A 17,268-nucleotide genomic window follows, 5' to 3' on the forward strand; every position below is an offset into this window, starting at 1 on the left:
ACCCCTTCCCATCCCGAACAGGACCGTGAAACGACTCTACGCCGATGATAGTGCGGATTCCCGTGTGAAAGTAGGTAATCGTCAGGCTCCCTAAGCCAGAAACCCCCGCCCGAAAGGCGGGGGTTTTTGCATTTCGGCGGCGAAAATGCGCGTCGGCGCAGAAAACTCATCGCGTCCCGTCACTGCTCGCCAGATCCACCGCTATCCAGCTGCCAGCCCCCGATCGCGGAACGAAACCGCGTGATTTGATACGATCGACATGTCGTCAACGATTGCAACGATTGCATTCGTCGACGTTCACGGTCGAAACCGGGGCTTGATGGAGAGGGCGGGGAATGAATATCGGCGATGCGTCACGCGAATCCGGAGTCAGCGCAAAGATGATCCGGTACTACGAACAGGTTGGCCTCCTTGCACCGAGCAAGCGTACCGACGCCGGCTACCGGATTTACGGTGCGGACGAAATCCATATCCTGCGATTCATCCGTCAGGCCCGGCGGCTTGGCTTTCTCGTCGAGGACATCCGCAAACTGCTGATGCTCTGGCAGGATCGCTCCCGTGCGAGTGCCGAAGTGAAGTCGATCGCCCTTGAGCACGTGGCCGAGCTCGACAAACGTATCGCGGAGCTGAGCGACATGCGCAACACGCTGGCCGATCTCGCCGCGCACTGCCATGGTGACGGTCGGCCGGAATGCCCGATTTTGGCGCGCCTTGCCGACCCGGTCGGTGAACCAAATTAGTGCGCGCGCTCGAGTCGCAAAACGCGCCCGAATTCAATATCTATAAAAATCAACGAGTTAGGTTTGTTTTGCGATCAGCCATTCCGATTTGGAATGGTCTCCATGCAAGTATTTCACTGGCATCTTGGTGCGGCATCGCTATAATTCGGGATAACCCTATACGGGAAATCCCTGAATCTCGATTCACCAGGGGTCCCTCTTCCTTGGAGAATGTCATGATCGCCTACATCGTCGAAAAGCTAAGCAACTGGTTCGAATCCGCAGAACGTGAACGCCGTGAGGCTTACCTCGCCACGTCGTCGGACATCGTCCAGCTCGAGAGCCGTATCCGCTCGCTCGAAACCAACGGCTACTCGCTGTAATCGGAGTTACCGTCAGGTGCCGTGTGGCACCGAACGATTAGCAAGCCCCGTATTGACGGGGCTTTGTTTTTTTGTGCACCGGATCTGGCGAAATCGTCAGTGCAGCGCTATGGTATGGGCCTGCTTTTCATCCTGAAGGACACGATCATGCGTTTGCGTCTCGATGTGCGTCGCAGTGCTCGCGCGCGTCTCGTTCTGGGCGCGGCGGTGCTTGTCCATGGCCTTGCGGCCAGTGCCGCAACGTCGTCCAAACCGCTGGTTCTCGATACGCAACGCGGTATCCAGGACGGCAAGGGCGGATTGGTCTTGCAGACAGCACCGCTGTCTGCGGAGCCGATCGTCGAGCCGGCGGGCATGCGCGCCCCGGCCGGGCAGGCGCCGAACACGTCGGTTCCGCTGTTCGTCGCGCCTTATATCAACGTTCCCACGTGGGGCGGGCAGCCAGTCAATCAGCCGCGGCTCGCGCCGAGGCCGCAGCCGTAACGGCCGGTCGCCGGATCAGTTGCCGCGGTGCTCGATCTGACAGCGGGCGCCGCTATCCTGTCCCAGCTTCTCGACCAGATAGGGCAGGGTTTCTTTCATGCTCTGCGCGAGCGTGTACGGCGGATTCAGGATGAACATCCCGCTGCCGTAGAGGCCCAGGCCGTCCGTCGGCGGATTCGATACCGTCAGCGTCAGGTGCAACCAGTTGTTCGGCTGCAGGCGCTTCAACTGCTCGGGAAAGCGCTGCGACTCCAGCCGCGTGACCTGCGGGTACCAGATCGCATAGCAGCCCGTCGCGAATCGCTTCAGGCATTCCGTCACGCAACTCACCGTGCGCGCGTAGTCCTTCTTGTCCTCGTAGGACGGGTCGATTAGCACGAGTGCGCGTCGCGGCGGCGGCGGCAGCAGCGCCTTGATCCCTTCGAAGCCGTCGCCGGCGAAGATCATCGCGCGTCGCCCCGCGTCGCGGAAATTGTGGCGCAGCACGTCGATTTCGGTCGTGTGCATTTCGAACAGGCGCATGCGGTCCTGTTCGCGCATCGATCGCCAGGCGATGTACGGCGAACCGGGATAGAAGCGCAGTTCGCCATCGTCGTTCAGCGCGCGGACTTCGTCGACATACTCGCCCAGCGCTTCCGGCAGGTTCTTTTCGTCCCACAGCCGGCCGATGCCGGTGTCGAATTCCGACGTTTTTGCCGCATAGCCGTCGCGCAACGAGTACACGCCGGCACCCGCATGTGTGTCGATGTACCAGTACGACTTGTCCTTCTTGTTCAGGTAGCGCAGCAGCTGGACGACGACGGCGTGCTTGAGCACGTCCGCGTGGTTGCCTGCGTGAAAACCGTGACGATAACTGAGCATGGCGGGCTGCCTGAAACGAAAGGTGAATCGATGAAAGCGGTCGATCGCGCGCGGCCGTCGGGCCGGGCGCCGATGCGGCCGCGTATTGTACGCGAGTGGCCGTGCATCGCCTTATTCATATGCGTCGCCGACCACCTCCTCGATGCGTTGCTTCACGTCCGGCGTCAGCTTCGCCGCCACGTCGAGCGCGCGCATGTTGTCGCCGATCTGCTCGATCCGCGACGCGCCCGTGATGACCGAACTGACGTGCGGATTCGCGAGTGCCCACGCGATCGCGAGCTGGCCCGTGCTGCAGCCGAGCTCGGCCGCGATTCCGCCGAGCCGCTCGACGATATCGTTGGCCGCCTGATCGGTCAGGCGGTCACGCATCCAGTCGTAACCCTGCAACTGCGCGCGGCTGCCGGGCGGCACGCCGTTGCGATACTTGCCGGTGAGCAGGCCCGACGCCAGCGGGCTCCAGGTCGTGAGGCCGAGACCGTAATCCTCGTAGAGCCGCGCATATTCGTGCTCGACCCGCGTGCGGTGGAACAGGTTGTACTGCGGCTGTTCGACGACGGGCTTGCGCAGGTGATGCCGTTCGGCGATCTCGCATGCGGCACGGATTTCGTCGGCGCTCCATTCCGACGTGCCCCAGTACAGCGCCTTGCCGCGCGCGATCATGTCGCTCATTGCCCAGACGGTTTCCTCGATCGGCGTGTTCGGATCGGGGCGATGGCAATAGACGAGATCGACATAGTCGAGCTGGAGCCGGCGCAGCGAGCCGTCGATGGCGTTCAACAGGTATTTCCGGTTCAGCGTGTGATACTGGTTCGGCGCCTCGGCGAGCCCCCAGAAGAACTTCGTCGACACGATGTAGCTGACGCGCGGCCAGTCGAGCGACTTGAGCGCGTGGCCCATGATCTCCTCGGATTTGCCGCCGGCGTAGACCTCGGCGTTGTCGAAGAAATTGATGCCCGCGTCGCGTGCCGCGGCGAGGCATTCGCGCGCGACCCGCTGGTCGACCTGGTTGCCGTACGTGACCCAGGAGCCGAGCGAAAGCGCGCTGATCTGCAGGCCGGAGCGGCCTAGCCGTCGATAGTGCATGTGAATCTCCCGCGTGACGGAACCGACCTTAAGCTTAGACGTTTTGCGCGCGAACGGCGGGGCCGATCGTGCACAATGACGGCTGGCCCGCCGCGTCGCACCGGCGACGAATGCCGAAGGGGCGGGCGCGTACTTTTTCGATCCGATAACGGGAGGAGACGGACATGGCAGCAGATCTGAATGGCAAGACCGCAGTCGTCACGGGCGCCGCGAGCGGCATCGGCAAGGAAATCGCCCTCGAGCTCGCCAAGGCGGGCGCGGCCGTCGCGATCGCCGACCTGAACCAGGACGGCGCGAACGCGGTCGCCGACGAGATCAACAAGGCGGGCGGCAAGGCGATCGGCGTCGCGATGGACGTGACGAACGAGGATGCCGTGAACAGCGGCATCGACAAGGTTGCCGAGGCATTCGGCTCGGTCGACATCCTCGTGTCGAACGCCGGCATCCAGATCGTCAACCCGATCGAGAACTATTCGTTCTCCGACTGGAAGAAGATGCAGGCGATCCACGTCGACGGCGCATTCCTGACGACGAAGGCCGCGCTCAAGCACATGTACAAGGACGATCGCGGCGGCGTCGTGATCTACATGGGTTCGGTGCACTCGCACGAAGCGTCGCCGCTGAAGTCGGCGTACGTGACGGCCAAGCATGGCCTGCTGGGCCTCGCCCGCGTGCTGGCGAAGGAAGGCGCGAAGCACAACGTGCGCTCGCACGTCGTGTGTCCGGGCTTCGTGCGCACGCCGCTGGTCGACAAGCAGATTCCGGAGCAGGCCAAGGAGCTCGGCATCAGCGAAGAGGAAGTGGTGAAGAAGGTGATGCTCGGCAACACGGTCGACGGCGTGTTCACGACGGTGCAGGACGTCGCGCAGACGGTGCTGTTCCTGTCGGCGTTCCCGAGCGCCGCGCTCACGGGCCAGTCGCTCGTCGTCAGCCACGGCTGGTTCATGCAGTAACGCGGGGGCGGGCGGCATGGCCGCCTGCCGGGTAGGACGGCACAAAAAAACGCGCTCCGTGGAGCGCGTTTTTCATGTCGGAGGGCGGAGCCGTTGACGGCTGTCACCCGGTGCCGCGTTACTTCAGGACGGCCGCAATCGCGTTGGCGACCGCGTCGAGGTTGCGCGTGTTCAGCGCGGCAACGCAGATCCGGCCCGTGCCGACCGCATAGATGCCGAACTCGTCGCGCAGGCGATCGACTTGCGCCGAGGTCAGGCCCGAATACGAGAACATCCCGCGCTGTGCGTTGATGAAGCTGAAATCGCGATCGACGCCGCTCGCCTTCAGGCGCTCGACGAGACCGTTACGCATCGCGCGGATCCGATCGCGCATCTCGCCGAGTTCCTGCACCCACGAGGCGTGCAGTTCCGGCGACGCGAGCACGGCTGCGACGACGGCGCCGCCATGGGTCGGCGGGTTCGAGTAGTTCGTGCGGATCACGCGCTTCAGTTGCGACAGCACGCGCGTCGCTTCTTCCTTGCTCGACGTGATGATCGACAGCGCGCCGACGCGCTCGCCGTACAGCGAGAACGACTTCGAGAACGACGACGACACGAATGCGTTCAGGTCGGCCGCGGCAAACAGACGCACGGCGGCGGCATCGGCCTCGATGTTCTCGCCGAAGCCCTGGTACGCCATGTCGAGGAACGGCACGAGATTGCGCGCCTTCACGACGTCGACGACCTGTTGCCATTGCGCTTCGGTCAGGTCCACGCCGGTCGGGTTGTGGCAGCACGCGTGCAGCACGACGACCGTGCCGGCTTCGTAGCCGTTCAGCGCCGACAGCATGCCTTCGAAGTTCACGCCGTTGGTGGCCGCGTCGTAGTACGGGTACGCGACGACTTCGAAGCCGGCGGCTTCGAACAGCGCGCGGTGGTTTTCCCAGCTCGGATCGCTGATCGCGACCTTCACGTTCGGGTTCACGGTGCGCAGGAAGTCTGCACCGATCTTCAACGCGCCCGTGCCGCCCAGTGCCTGGGCCGTGACCACGCGGCCCGCCGCGATCAGCGGCGAGTCGTTGCCGAGCAGCAGCTTCTGCACGGCCGCATCGTAGGCGGCGATCCCGTCGATCGGCAGGTAGCCGCGCGGCAGGCCGGCCTCGACACGCGCCTGCTCGGCTTCCCGAACCGCGCGCAGCAGCGGAATCTTGCCGTCTTCGTTCGTGTACACGCCGACGCCGAGGTTGACCTTGGTCGGACGCGCATCGGCGTTGAAGGCTTCGTTCAGGCCCAGGATCGGGTCGCGGGGAGCAAGCTGGACAGCGGAGAAGAGCGACATGATGATTCGGCAGTAGTGAAAAGAGGGTCAGGCTTTCAGCCGGCAGGGCGGGCGCAGCGGACCGCGCGCCAACGGCACGGCGCCGGAAAGCGCAGCAGCCTGATATTGTAGCGAATTCGCGCCGGCGGGGGCGGCGAATCCGTCGCGATTCGCCGCCGAATCGCGATTTCGGGCGGCCGTGGCGCGTCAGGAGCCGACAGCAGTTCGCGCGGCCGCGAAGCGCTAGAATGCTTTCTTTGCCCTTGCTCCGGCCGCACTCCATGTCCGAACATCATGCCGAAGTCGGCGACGCGCTCGACGAATCCAAATTCGTCACCTTCGAAGGGTCGCCGTTCCAGCTGTACCAGCCGTATCTGCCCGCCGGCGACCAGCCGACCGCGATCGAGACGCTTGTCGAAGGCGTCGGCGACGGCCTTGCCTTCCAGACGCTGCTCGGCGTGACGGGGTCGGGCAAGACCTTCACGATGGCCAACACGATCGCGCGGCTCGGCCGCCCGGCGATCGTGTTCGCGCCGAACAAGACGCTCGCGGCCCAGCTCTATGCGGAGTTCCGCGAGTTCTTCCCGCGCAACGCGGTCGAGTACTTCGTCTCGTACTACGACTACTACCAGCCTGAGGCGTATGTGCCGCAGCGCGACCTGTTCATCGAGAAGGATTCGTCGATCAACGAGCACATCGAGCAGATGCGGCTGTCGGCGACCAAGAGCCTGATGGAGCGCCGCGACGTGGTGATCGTCGCGACGGTGTCGGCGATCTACGGTATCGGCAACCCGTCCGAATACCACCAGATGATCCTGACGCTGCGCACCGGCGACAAGCTCGGCCAGCGCGACGTGATCGCGCGGCTGATCGCGATGCAGTACACGCGCAACGAGCAGGATTTCCAGCGCGGCACGTTCCGCGTGCGCGGCGACACGATCGACATCTTCCCGGCCGAACACGCGGAAATGGCCGTACGCGTCGAGCTGTTCGACGACGAGGTCGAGACGCTGCACTTGTTCGACCCGCTGACGGGGCGCGTGCGGCAGAAGATTCCGCGCTTCACCGTGTATCCGTCGTCGCACTACGTGACGCCGCGCGACACCGTGATGCGGGCCGTCGAGACGATCAAGGAAGAATTGCGCGAACGCCTCGAGTTCTTCCATCGCGAGGGCAAGCTCGTCGAGGCGCAGCGTCTCGAGCAGCGCACGCGCTTCGATCTCGAGATGCTGCAGGAGCTCGGCTTCTGCAAGGGCATCGAGAACTACTCGCGGCATTTCTCGGGAGCGGCGCCCGGCGACCCGCCGCCGACGCTCGTCGACTACCTGCCGCCCGATGCGCTGATGCTGCTCGACGAATCGCACGTGCTGATCGGCCAGTTGAACGGGATGTACAACGGCGACCGCGCGCGCAAGGAAAACCTCGTCAATTACGGGTTCCGCCTGCCGTCGGCGCTCGACAACCGGCCGCTGAAGTTCCCCGAGTTCGAGCGCAAGATGCGCCAGGTCGTGTTCGTGTCGGCCACGCCGGCCGACTACGAGAAGCGCGTGACGGGGCAGATCGCCGAGCAGGTCGTGCGGCCGACGGGCCTCGTCGATCCGGAAATCGAGGTGCGGCCCGCGAGCACGCAGGTCGACGACGTGCTGACCGAGATCAACGCGCGCGTGAAGGCCGGCGAGCGTGTGCTGATCACCGTGCTGACGAAGCGCATGGCCGAGCAGCTCACGGAATTCCTGGCCGACCACGGCGTCAAGGTGCGCTACCTGCACAGCGACATCGACACGGTCGAGCGCGTCGAGATCATCCGGGACCTGCGGCTCGGCACGTTCGACGTGCTGGTCGGGATCAACCTGCTGCGCGAGGGCCTCGACATTCCGGAAGTGTCGCTCGTCGCGATCCTCGACGCGGACAAGGAAGGCTTCCTGCGCGCCGAGCGCTCGTTGATCCAGACGATCGGCCGTGCCGCGCGGAACGTGAACGGCAAGGCGATCCTCTACGCGGACAACATGACCGATTCGATGACGCGCGCGATCGGCGAGACCGAGCGGCGCCGCGCGAAGCAGATGGCCTACAACGAAAAGATGGGCATCACGCCGCGCGGCGTCGTGAAGCGCATCAAGGACATCATCGACGGCGTCTACAACGCCGACGACGCGCGTGCGGAGCTGAAAGAAGCGCAGCAGCGCGCGAAATTCGAGGACATGTCGGAAAAGCAACTCGCGAAGGAAATCAAGCGTCTCGAGAAGCAGATGGCCGATTACGCGAAGAACCTCGAATTCGAGAAGGCCGCCGCGACGCGCGACCAGCTTGCCGTGCTGCGCGAGCGCGTGTTCGGTGCGAACGTCGGCGACCACATCAGCGGCGGCCGGTAACTCTTTCCAAGCGTCACCGAAACCTTGCGGTAAAGCGCCTGTAAGCCTTGTCGGATCAGGGGTTTACGTGGCTCTTCGTTTGTTCCGAATCGGGTTCGGTGCTAAACTTCGCCATGATTGAGAATTGTTCGCATTAACGTTCTTCGTCGCGTTAGTGTTTCCAGCGGGCGGCCCCGGCGGCGGCCCGGGTGTCGTCAAGATAGTCAGACAAATAACAAGGAGTGTCCATGTTGGGTTCTTCGTTCATCCGCACGACGGTTGCGGTAGCGGCGGCGCTTGCCGCGATGTCGGCCTCGGCTGCCGAATATCCGATCGGCAAGCAGCAGATCCAGGGCGGCATGGAAATCGGCGCGGTGTACCTGCAGCCGATCACGATGGACCCGGAAGGGATGATGCGCAAGGCGTCGGATTCCGACATCCACCTCGAGGCCGACATCCATGCGGTCAAGAACAACCCGACGGGTTTCGCGGAGGGCGACTGGATGCCGTACCTGCAGGTCACGTACAAGCTGACGAAGCAGGGCGACACGAAGTGGAAGGCTGAAGGCGACCTGATGGGCATGGTCGCGAGCGACGGCCCGCACTATGGCGACAACGTGAAGCTGAACGGCCCCGGCAAGTATCACCTGACGATGGTCGTCAAGCCGCCGATGCAGTCGGGCCACATGGCATTCGGCCGCCACGTCGACAAGGAAACGGGCGTGGGTGCATGGTTCAAGCCCATCACGCTCGAGTACGACTTCCCGTTCGCCGGTATCGGCAAGAAGGGCGGTTACTGATCGGCAGCATCACGAACGGCGCGCTTCGGCGCGCCGTCGGCGTAGAGAACCCAGAATGAAAATTCCCCAGAAAATCGTTGCCGCGGCCGCTGCGCTGTGGCTTGCCGGCGCCGCACACGCGGCCGATCTGCCGACGTTCAAGCTCGAGATGACGGACGGCAAGCTGAATCCCGCCCGCATCGAGGTGCCGGCCGGCCAGCGTTTCAAGATCGAGATCAAGAACACCGGCAAGGGCGCCGCCGAATTCGAGAGCGTGCAGTTGCGCAAGGAGAAGGTGCTTGCACCGGGCGCCGATTCGTTCGTGGTCGTCGCTCCGCTGTCGCCGGGCGAATACAAGTTTTTCGACGATTTCCACCAGCAGGCACAGGGCGTGATCGTCGCGAAGTAACGCGTTTTATCTGCGTGCGGGCGTACGAGTCCCTTGCCCCGCGCGTCAGGAGGTATCGATGGGTCAGATCTTGTTCATCGTCTGGCGGGAGAGCGTCGAAGCGCTGCTCGTCGTCGGCATTCTCTATGCATGGCTGAAAAACGGCGACGACGACGCGCGCCGCGGCCTGCCTTTCCTGTGGGCTGGCGTCGGCGTCGGCTTGCTGATGGCCGTCGGCCTCGGCGCCGCGCTCGTCGGTTTCACCGAAGTGCTGTCCGGCGACGCGCAGGACTACTTCCAGACCGCGATGGTGCTGATCGCGTGCGTGCTGATCGTGCAGATGGTGCTGTGGATGCGCCGGCACGGCCGCACGCTGAAGCGCGACATGGAGCAATCGCTGCAGCAGAGCACGCGCGATTCGAACTGGTGGGGCGTCGCCGTGCTGGTCGCACTCGCGATCGCGCGTGAAGGCAGCGAGACCGTGATCTTCCTGTACGGTCTCGGTTTCGGCCAGTCGGGTCACGTCGACGGCAACCAGATGCTCGCGGTCCTGATCGGTCTCGGCCTGGCGTTCTTCACGTTCTACCTGCTGCAGCTCGGCGGCAAGTACTTCTCGTGGCGGCATTTCTTCCGTGTCACCGAAGTGATGCTGCTGTTCCTCGGCGCGGGCCTGTTCCAGACGGGTGTCGACAAGCTGATCGACAAGGAAATCCTGCCGCTTGGCATCTCGCAGGTGTGGGATACGTCCGCGATCCTCGATGACTCGGGCACGTTCGGCTCGCTCGTCGCGACGCTGACCGGCTATCGTGCGCATCCGGCACTGACCAACCTGGTCGCCTATGCGGTGTACTGGGCCGTCGTCTGGCTGCTGATGAAGCGCGCGAGCCGCCGTCCGGCCGTCGCCGCGGGCCGCGCGGCATGAGCGTGGTCGCCGCAGTCAAGCCGGGCTGGCTCGCACAGGCCGGCCAGTGGATGCAGCGCCACGGCGCGCTGATCCGCGGCATCCAGTGGATCGTCGTCGCGGTCTACGCGTTCCTGATCATCGTCCCGGCGGTGTTGCCGCTGCCGGACGATTCCGCGCATCTGTGGAGCAACCTCACGCTGATCGCGCAGTTCGCGTTCTGGGGCATCTGGTGGCCGTTCGTGCTGCTGTCGATGGTGATGCTCGGCCGCGTGTGGTGCGGCGTGCTGTGCCCGGAAGGCGCGCTCACCGAATACGCGAGCAAGTTCGGTCGCGGCGGCCCGATTCCGCGCTGGATCCGGTGGGGTGGCTGGCCGTTCGTCGCGTTCGGGATCACGACGATCTACGGGCAGATGGTGAGCGTGTACCAGTACCCGCTCGCGGTGCTGTTCGTGCTCGGCGGCTCGACCGTCGGCGCGATCGTGATCGGCTTGCTGTATGGCCGCGAGAAGCGCGTGTGGTGCAAGTACCTGTGCCCGGTGAACGGCGTCTTCGGGCTGCTCGCGCGGCTCGCGCCGATGCGCTACAAGGTCGACGAGGATGCATGGCGCCGATCGTACAAGAACGGCGAGCACGGCCATCGCGTGATTCCGATCAACTGCGCGCCGCTCGTGCCGTTGCGCAGCATGAAGGGGGCGGCGGCGTGCCATATGTGCGGCCGCTGCAGCGGGCATCGCGACGCGATCTCGCTGTCGTTGCGCTCGCCGTCCGACGAGGTCGTGAACCTCGGTGCGCAGCAGGCGAGCGCGTGGGACACCGCACTGATCCTGTACGGCCTGCTCGGTGTCGCGATCGGCGCGTTCCACTGGACCGTCAGCCCGTGGTTCGTGCAGATCAAGCAATGGCTCGCGGGCTGGCTGATCGACCGTGACATCACGTGGCCGCTCGAAACGAATGCGCCGTGGTTCCTGCTCACGCACTATCCGGATCGCAACGACGTGTTCTCCTGGCTCGACGGCGGGCTGATCGTCAGCTACATCGTCGGCACGGGGCTCGTGTACGGCACGGCGCTGCTGATATTGCTGGGCGGCGCCACGCTGATGCTCGGCCGCTTCGATCGCGTGCGGCTGCATCATCTCGCGCAGGCACTGATCCCGATCGCGGGAGCGGGCGTGTTCCTCGGCCTGTCGGCCACGACGCTGTCGCTGTTGCGCGCCGAGCATGTGCCGCTCGGGTGGGCGACCGACGTGCGCATCGCGATCCTGGTCGGCGCCAATGCATGGAGCGCGTGGCTCGCATGGAAAGTGACGGGGCGCTATGCGGCGTGGCCGCGCCGGCTCGCGGCATTCGCGTGGTTCGCCGTCGGGTTGGCGGTCGTCGACAGTGCGTGGTGGCTGATGTTCTGGGGTTTCTGACGGGTTTTGCATGCGGCTTCGGCGGCATGCATCAGCGTATCGACGCAGGTGGACAGCATGCCTTCTGCATCGACCGCGCTAACAAAAAAGCGGCACGTCCTTCGACGTGCCGCTTTTTTTCACCCTTGTGCGAGAACCAAAAAAGTGGCTTGGCTTGCTGCAACGGCTGCTTGAGTGTGTTTGCACGAAGGGGTCTAGATCTCGCGTGCAAGCCGTTACGCTGGCTACTGCCCAACACCTCTCAGGGAGGTGGTCCCCACAATACTCTGTCTTACTTCGTCAGGATCAGTTTGCCGAGCCGCGTGGCACGCAACTGATACGTCTCTCCGTTGTGCGCGATGCTGATGTGGCTGTGGCCCTGCAACAGCGCGTCGCTATTTACGACCCGCGTGCCTGTGTCGCGGTTGCCGGCCGGTTTCGCCGGCGTGGTGACCGCTGCCGTCTTCTGGCGGCTGCTGGCTGCGGTGCCGGTCGTGCGGCGCAGGGTCAGCGTGGTCGGGCGCATGGTGTCGGTCATTCGGTTTGATCGGTGACTGTCGATACGATGGAATGAATTCTAAATGATAACTATTCCCATTTACAAAAACTCTTTATCGATCGAAACATCAGACTTGATAGCTTGAATCAAAAGGCGGCCCGCAGGCCGCCGCCGCGGTCAGTGCAGCGGATCGGGGTCCTTGCGGCCCTGCGCGTATTCGCGGATCAGGCGCACCGTGTCGATGTCCGACGTGCGGTAGGCCTCCTTGACGATCCCGTGCGTCTGCCGCGCATCTTCGCTGTCGTCGGTGACGGTCAGCGTGGTGCGGTACTCGAAACGCAGGAACAGCGCGTGGTCGTCGCGTTCCTCGATCGTCATCGTCAGCGAGCCGCCGATCTCGCCATCGGCCGCGCGGATGTCGTAGCGAACCTGCTGGTTCGGCGTGAACGTGACGTGATCGCGCACGGTCGCATGGCCGTAGTGCAACTCACGTTCGAGCGTCGTGTCCGTCCGTTCGAGGACGACGCAGCTGTCGAGGCCGAGTACGAACAGTTGCGGCTGTTCGGCGCGCAGCACGAGGCCCTCCCAGAGCTGGTCGCGGGTGAGGGTCGGCACGGCCGGATCGTCGGAATTGATCTGGATCAGGTGTTCGAAGTTCAAGGGGACGGGTTCCTTCTGGGTGGCGGGCAGCCACATGGTTCAAGAAGTTATTGTGACGCAAAACCACCGGTTTCGCGGCACCTGCCGCCCCGATCGGGCGTCATGCGTCGATGCGGCCCATGCGGCCCGTCTGGTAGTCGACGACGGCTTGCCGGATCTCTTCCTCCGTATTCATCACGAACGGGCCGTAGCGGACGATCGGCTCGTTGAGCGGCACGCCGCCGATCAGCAGCAGGTCGAGCGGCGTGTCGCCGGCGGCGAACGCGACCGTGTCGCCGTCGTCGCCGTAGACGATCATGTGCCGGGCGTCGACAGCCTGCCTGTCGGGCCCGTAGAGCCCCGTTCCGTCGATCGGATAGGCGAACACGCGATAACCGGCCGGCACGGGCTGCGTGACCGTTGCGCCGGGCTCCAGCGTGAAATGCTGGTAGAGGATCGGCGTGCGCGTCTCGATCGCCGCCTGGACGCCGAACGCTTCGCCGGCGATCACGCGTACGTGCACGCGGCCGTCCGGCGATGTCGCGGTCGGGATGCGGTCGGCCGGGATCTCCTGGTAGCGCGGCGCGATCATCTTGTCGCGGCGCGGCAGGTTGACCCACAGCTGGAAGCCGTGCGAGCGGCCGCCCGCCTGTGCGAACGCGGGATCGGGCATCTCGCTGTGCACGACGCCGGCGCCGGCCGTCATCCACTGGACGTCGCCGGGGCCGAGCGTGCCGGCGTGGCCGGACGAGTCGCGATGGCGGAAGCGGCCGTCGAGCGCATACGTCACGGTTTCGAAGCCGCGATGCGGATGGTCGGGCGCGCCCACGGCTTCGCCGGGGCCGTAGTCGACGGGGCCCATTTCATCGAGCAGCAGGAACGGATCGAAGTCCATCAGCAATCGGGTCGGGAACGGACGGTGAACCACGAACCCGCCGCCTTCGGTGGTGCGAAGCGCGGGGTAGGTACGGTCAAGCGAGCGAGCGGTCGTCATGAGGAAGCCCTCGAGATCATCGGAATAGCGTCATTTCTGAAACATAGCGCTATTATATTGGGCGCTTTACCGTTCGATTTGCGGTGGTTCGCAATGGATTGTTCTGAAATTGGAACGATGAGATGAATATCGATGCACATAACCTGAACGACCTGATGTACTTTTCCCAGGTCGTCGAACATGGCGGTTTCTCGGCCGCGGAGCGCGTGCTGGGCATCTCGAAATCGCGCTTGTCGCGGCGCCTGACCGAACTCGAGGCGGCGCTCGGCGTGCGCCTGCTGCAGCGCTCGACGCGCAAGCTCGCGCTGACCGAGGCGGGCGAGCTGTTCTACCAGCATTGCCAGGCGATGCTGGCCGAAGCGCAGGCCGCGATGAACGCGGTGCAGCAATTGCGCGCGTCGCCGCGCGGTTCGGTGCGGGTCAGCGTGCCCGTCACGCTGTCGCAGACGATGCTGTCGCGCATCCTGCCCGAATTCCTGCGCCGCTATCCCGAGGTGAAGGTGCACGTCCGCGTGACGAATCGCGTGATCGACCTGTTCGAGGATTCGATCGACGTCGCGCTGCGCGTACGCTCGGAACCGCCGCAGAACGCCAACATCGTCGTGCGGCCGCTGTGGCGCACGGAACAGATGCTGGTCGGCGCGCCGAGCCTGCTGAGCCAGAATGCGCCGCCGCTGGTGCCGGACGACCTGACCGGTTTCGAGACGCTCGATACGCCGAGCGTCGACGGGCGGCACGTGTTCAACCTGATCGCGCCGGACGGCATGCGTCACGTGCACGAGCATGACCCGCGGCTCGTGACGGCCGACCTGATGACGATCCGCGAGGCCGTGCTCGACGGCCTCGGCATCGCGGCGCTGCCGGAGATGATGTACGGCAACGCGCTGCGTGCGGGGCAGCTGTCACCCGTGATGCCGGGCTGGACGCTGCCGGTGCCGCAACTGTATGCGGTGTTCGTGTCGCGGCAGGGGATGCCGCCCGCGGTGCGCGCGTTCGTCGACTACCTGGTCGAGAAGCTCGATCATGGCGCGTACAAGGAGCCCGGCTGCCCCGAGCGCGCGAAGAAGGAAGCGGCGGCCGATGTTTCGGCGACCTGAACACAGCGTGCACGACGACGCAAATTTGTTTTGTCATTGAAGCGTCGCCTGCAATCGCAAGTTTCAATCGCTGGAACCTTGAATGCGTGCGCGTGCGGGCCTATATTGAAATCCCATTTCGTGAAGGAAGTTCTGAGCGAAATCAGGTGGCCGCATATATTGTGAGCCAGATAGGGCAGAACGCGCAGTCCGTGCAGACCACGGCAGAGTCGCATTTGCGTTGCTCGAGGCGTAACCGATACCGCCGAAGAGCCCGCCGCCCGAAGGCGCCCGCGTGCGCATGAAAAAAGGCCTTCATCTGGCGATGAAGGCCTTTTACTTTGTGGGCGGCCGGCGAGGTGTGGCCGGCTAGGTGCGGCCGGCGAGGTGCCTGCGATGCGTTATCGCGAGACGGGCGCGTGTTACTTCGCTTTCGCGCCCGGCTCCGTGACGAAGCCGAGCTTCGTCAGGCCGCCGGCCTGCGCATCCGACATCACTTCCGCGACGTGCTCGTATGCCACCTTGCGATCCGCACGCAGGTGCAACTCGGGCTGCGGCGTGCGTTTCGCGGCTTCCGCGATGCGAGCCTGCAACTGTTCGCGCGTGACCGTGTGGTCGTCCCACAGGATCGTGCCGTCGCCCTGGATCGCGACGTCGACCGTCTGCGGTTTTTCGTCGACGGGCTGGCTGCTGGCGTGCGGCAGGTCGATCTTCACCGCATGCTGCATCGCCGGGATCGTCACGAGGAAAATAATCAGGAGTACGAGCATGACGTCGACGAGCGGCGTCATGTTGATCTCGCTCATCACTGCATCGTCGTCATCGTCGCTGAAACCGGTGTTCATGGCCATGGTTCACCTCGTCTCAGCTGGCGCGCGTCGCGAGACGCAGGCCGTCGCGCGTCGACGACGATGCGAGCTTCGCGCCCGTCACGAAGTACGCGTGCAGGCCGTGCGCGAAGCGGCGCAGCTTGCTGACGACACCCTTGTTCGCGCGCGTCAGCGCGTTGTAGCCGAGCACGGCCGGGATCGCGACGAACAGGCCGAAGGCCGTCATGATCAGCGATTCGCCGACCGGGCCGGCGACCTGGTCGATCGACGTCTGGCCGGTTGCGCCGATGGCGAGCAGCGCGTGGTAGATCCCCCAGACCGTGCCGAACAGGCCGACGAACGGTGCCGTGCTGCCGACCGACGCGAGGATCGCGAGGCCGCTCTGCATGCGCGAGATGCCTTCGTCCATCGTGTCCTTCAGGCAGCGCGTGACCCAGTCCGACACGTCCATGCGATCGTGCAGGTGCGGTTGCGTCTGGTGGTGGTGGTCGGCGGCTTCCTTGCCCGACAGCGCGAGCGCGAGGAACGGGTTGTCGTTCGGCGTCGATGCGGCGAGACCGAGCTTCTTGATGCCGTCGTCGAAATTGTCCGAATGCCAGAATGCCTGTTCGGCATTCTTCGTGAGACGGTTCAGGCGGATCACGTTCCAGCCCTTGATGACGATCACGATCCACGACAGGACCGACATCACGAGCAGCGTGATCGCGATGGCGCGCGTGACGAAATCACCTTGCGCCCAGACGTGCGCGATACCGTAGCTTTGCATTTTCTTGTTTCCTTTGAATCTTCCGGATGAGGCAGGTTAGTCGGTGAGCCCGAAGCTGTAGGGCTGTGTGCGGGCGGCGCGGATCGCCTGGCCGTTCTCGATGTACGGACGGCAGGTGGTCGAGCGCATCGCGTCGAGTGCGGCGTCGTCGAGGCGCGGGTAGCCGCTGCTCTTCTGCAGGTCGATGCTTTCGATCTTGCCGGTCACGCCGACGACGAAGTGAACGTAGGCCGTACCCGATTCGCCGCGTCGGCGCGACATCGACGGGTAGTCGGGCTTCACGAAGTTGCATTGGAGCGTCGGCACGTTCTTCGGCGCGCTGACCTGCATCGTTTCGCGCGCCGGGCCGGGGGCGGCGGCCGGGGCCGCGGGGGCGGGCGCGGCCGGCGCGGGCGTCGGATCGGCGGCCGGCGCCGGGGTGGGCGACGGGGCCGGCGATTGCGCAACCGGTTGAGGTGTCGGCTTCGCCGCTTTCTGCACCGGCTTCGGCTCGACCTTCGGCTTCACGCGCGGCACGGGCTTCGGCGGCGCGGGCTGCGGGATCGATTCGGCCGCAACCTGCTGCGCGATCGGGGCAGGCGTGATGAGCTGCGCGGTGATCGTCTGGACCTCGACCGATTTCGGCGGCGGCGCGTTGCGATGGAGCCAGGCGGCCGTCAGCATGATCGCGTGTGCGGCAAGCACACCGACCGCGACGACGATCACTCGGGAATTCATACGTGGTGCAGCCGGCATGGCGCCGGCAGGAGCGAGATGCGAAGCCTGCATGTTAGCTTGAAAGAACGATGTCGCACCCGGGGCGCGGCGGGTGAATCGGCATCACTTGCGGAAGATCAGCAGCGAGATGCAAACGGTGGTCACAAATCCGATCA

Annotated in this window: 19 protein-coding genes and 1 rRNA gene; 11 read left to right on the plus strand and 9 right to left on the minus strand. The window is 64.6% G+C overall.

Features of this window, described 5'->3' with window-relative positions:
• The 4 genes from rrf to AC0KUR_RS34520 form a co-directional block, all read left to right on the plus strand.
• A 5S ribosomal RNA gene (rrf, locus tag AC0KUR_RS34505) occupies positions 1-87 on the plus strand; the annotation flags it as partial.
• 248 nt (positions 88-335) lie between these two features.
• The gene (gene cueR / locus AC0KUR_RS34510; RefSeq protein WP_034191148.1) at positions 336-740 is read left to right on the plus strand and encodes a Cu(I)-responsive transcriptional regulator; all 405 of its coding nucleotides are present in this window, start codon (positions 336-338) and stop codon (positions 738-740) included.
• 215 nt (positions 741-955) lie between these two features.
• Positions 956-1,102 (plus strand): DUF3563 family protein, encoded by a 147-nt coding sequence (locus tag AC0KUR_RS34515; protein WP_006478295.1) that lies wholly within the window; start codon positions 956-958, stop codon positions 1,100-1,102.
• 114 nt (positions 1,103-1,216) lie between these two features.
• Positions 1,217-1,585 (plus strand): hypothetical protein, encoded by a 369-nt coding sequence (locus tag AC0KUR_RS34520; RefSeq protein WP_049032286.1) that lies wholly within the window; start codon positions 1,217-1,219, stop codon positions 1,583-1,585.
• Positions 1,586-1,600: 15 nt separating this feature from the next.
• Here AC0KUR_RS34520 and AC0KUR_RS34525 read toward each other — a convergent pair whose 3' ends face one another.
• Both AC0KUR_RS34525 and AC0KUR_RS34530 read right to left on the minus strand, forming a co-directional pair.
• Positions 1,601-2,446 carry a 23S rRNA (adenine(2030)-N(6))-methyltransferase RlmJ gene (locus AC0KUR_RS34525; RefSeq protein WP_034191150.1) on the minus strand — a complete coding sequence of 282 codons (846 nt, stop codon included), beginning with the start codon at positions 2,444-2,446 and terminating at the stop codon, positions 1,601-1,603.
• Between the two features lie 111 nt (positions 2,447-2,557).
• Positions 2,558-3,529, minus strand: a complete 972-nt coding sequence (locus tag AC0KUR_RS34530) for an aldo/keto reductase (RefSeq protein ID WP_049033328.1) — start codon at positions 3,527-3,529, stop codon at positions 2,558-2,560.
• Positions 3,530-3,693: 164 nt separating this feature from the next.
• On the opposite strand from AC0KUR_RS34530, the gene AC0KUR_RS34535 reads away from it, so the two are divergent.
• Positions 3,694-4,482: a 3-hydroxybutyrate dehydrogenase gene (locus AC0KUR_RS34535; protein WP_069245676.1), complete on the plus strand. Its 789-nt coding sequence runs from the start codon at positions 3,694-3,696 to the stop codon at positions 4,480-4,482.
• 118 nt (positions 4,483-4,600) lie between these two features.
• Here the strand turns inward: AC0KUR_RS34535 and AC0KUR_RS34540 are convergent, their stop codons facing one another.
• A complete protein-coding gene (locus AC0KUR_RS34540; protein WP_034190348.1) occupies positions 4,601-5,800 on the minus strand; it encodes an amino acid aminotransferase in 1,200 nt (399 codons plus the stop codon).
• 260 nt (positions 5,801-6,060) lie between these two features.
• On the opposite strand from AC0KUR_RS34540, the gene uvrB reads away from it, so the two are divergent.
• The 5 genes from uvrB to AC0KUR_RS34565 all read left to right on the plus strand — a co-directional run bounded on the left by uvrB (position 6,061) and on the right by AC0KUR_RS34565 (position 11,613).
• Positions 6,061-8,151, plus strand: coding sequence for an excinuclease ABC subunit UvrB (gene uvrB / locus AC0KUR_RS34545; RefSeq protein ID WP_034190349.1), 2,091 nt, complete (start codon positions 6,061-6,063; stop codon positions 8,149-8,151).
• 227 nt (positions 8,152-8,378) lie between these two features.
• Entirely contained in the window at positions 8,379-8,930 is a 552-nt protein-coding gene (locus AC0KUR_RS34550; protein WP_034190350.1) for an iron transporter, read from the plus strand.
• 55 nt (positions 8,931-8,985) lie between these two features.
• Entirely contained in the window at positions 8,986-9,318 is a 333-nt protein-coding gene (locus AC0KUR_RS34555; RefSeq protein WP_034190351.1) for a cupredoxin domain-containing protein, read from the plus strand.
• A gap of 58 nt (positions 9,319-9,376) precedes the next feature.
• Positions 9,377-10,219 carry an FTR1 family iron permease gene (locus AC0KUR_RS34560; RefSeq protein WP_034190352.1) on the plus strand — a complete coding sequence of 281 codons (843 nt, stop codon included), beginning with the start codon at positions 9,377-9,379 and terminating at the stop codon, positions 10,217-10,219.
• The gene (locus tag AC0KUR_RS34565; protein ID WP_034190353.1) at positions 10,216-11,613 is read left to right on the plus strand and encodes a 4Fe-4S binding protein; all 1,398 of its coding nucleotides are present in this window, start codon (positions 10,216-10,218) and stop codon (positions 11,611-11,613) included. Before AC0KUR_RS34560 ends, AC0KUR_RS34565 begins: the two co-directional genes overlap by 4 nt.
• Positions 11,614-11,884: 271 nt before the next feature.
• On the opposite strand, the gene hemP is transcribed toward AC0KUR_RS34565, so the two are convergent.
• The 3 genes from hemP to AC0KUR_RS34580 all read right to left on the minus strand — a co-directional run bounded on the left by hemP (position 11,885) and on the right by AC0KUR_RS34580 (position 13,724).
• Positions 11,885-12,130, minus strand: coding sequence for a hemin uptake protein HemP (hemP, locus tag AC0KUR_RS34570; protein WP_034190354.1), 246 nt, complete (start codon positions 12,128-12,130; stop codon positions 11,885-11,887).
• Between the two features lie 138 nt (positions 12,131-12,268).
• Positions 12,269-12,751: an SRPBCC family protein gene (locus tag AC0KUR_RS34575; RefSeq protein WP_034190392.1), complete on the minus strand. Its 483-nt coding sequence runs from the start codon at positions 12,749-12,751 to the stop codon at positions 12,269-12,271.
• A 100-nt stretch (positions 12,752-12,851) separates the two neighbouring features.
• Entirely contained in the window at positions 12,852-13,724 is an 873-nt protein-coding gene (locus AC0KUR_RS34580; protein ID WP_034190355.1) for a pirin family protein, read from the minus strand.
• Between the two features lie 122 nt (positions 13,725-13,846).
• On the opposite strand from AC0KUR_RS34580, the gene AC0KUR_RS34585 reads away from it, so the two are divergent.
• A complete protein-coding gene (locus AC0KUR_RS34585) occupies positions 13,847-14,821 on the plus strand; it encodes a LysR family transcriptional regulator (protein WP_473377138.1) in 975 nt (324 codons plus the stop codon).
• Between the two features lie 401 nt (positions 14,822-15,222).
• Here AC0KUR_RS34585 and AC0KUR_RS34590 read toward each other — a convergent pair whose 3' ends face one another.
• The 3 genes from AC0KUR_RS34590 to AC0KUR_RS34600 are packed head-to-tail and all read right to left on the minus strand — an operon-like array spanning position 15,223 to position 17,164.
• Positions 15,223-15,651: an ExbD/TolR family protein gene (locus tag AC0KUR_RS34590; protein WP_006478310.1), complete on the minus strand. Its 429-nt coding sequence runs from the start codon at positions 15,649-15,651 to the stop codon at positions 15,223-15,225.
• Between the two features lie 13 nt (positions 15,652-15,664).
• Complete coding sequence (locus tag AC0KUR_RS34595; protein WP_034190357.1) at positions 15,665-16,396, minus strand: MotA/TolQ/ExbB proton channel family protein; 732 nt, start codon at positions 16,394-16,396, stop codon at positions 15,665-15,667.
• Between the two features lie 36 nt (positions 16,397-16,432).
• Positions 16,433-17,164: an energy transducer TonB gene (locus AC0KUR_RS34600; RefSeq protein WP_034190358.1), complete on the minus strand. Its 732-nt coding sequence runs from the start codon at positions 17,162-17,164 to the stop codon at positions 16,433-16,435.
• Between the last annotated feature and the right edge of the window lie 104 nt (positions 17,165-17,268).

The sequence above is a fragment of the Burkholderia sp. YHN3-13 genome (genome assembly GCF_055810675.1).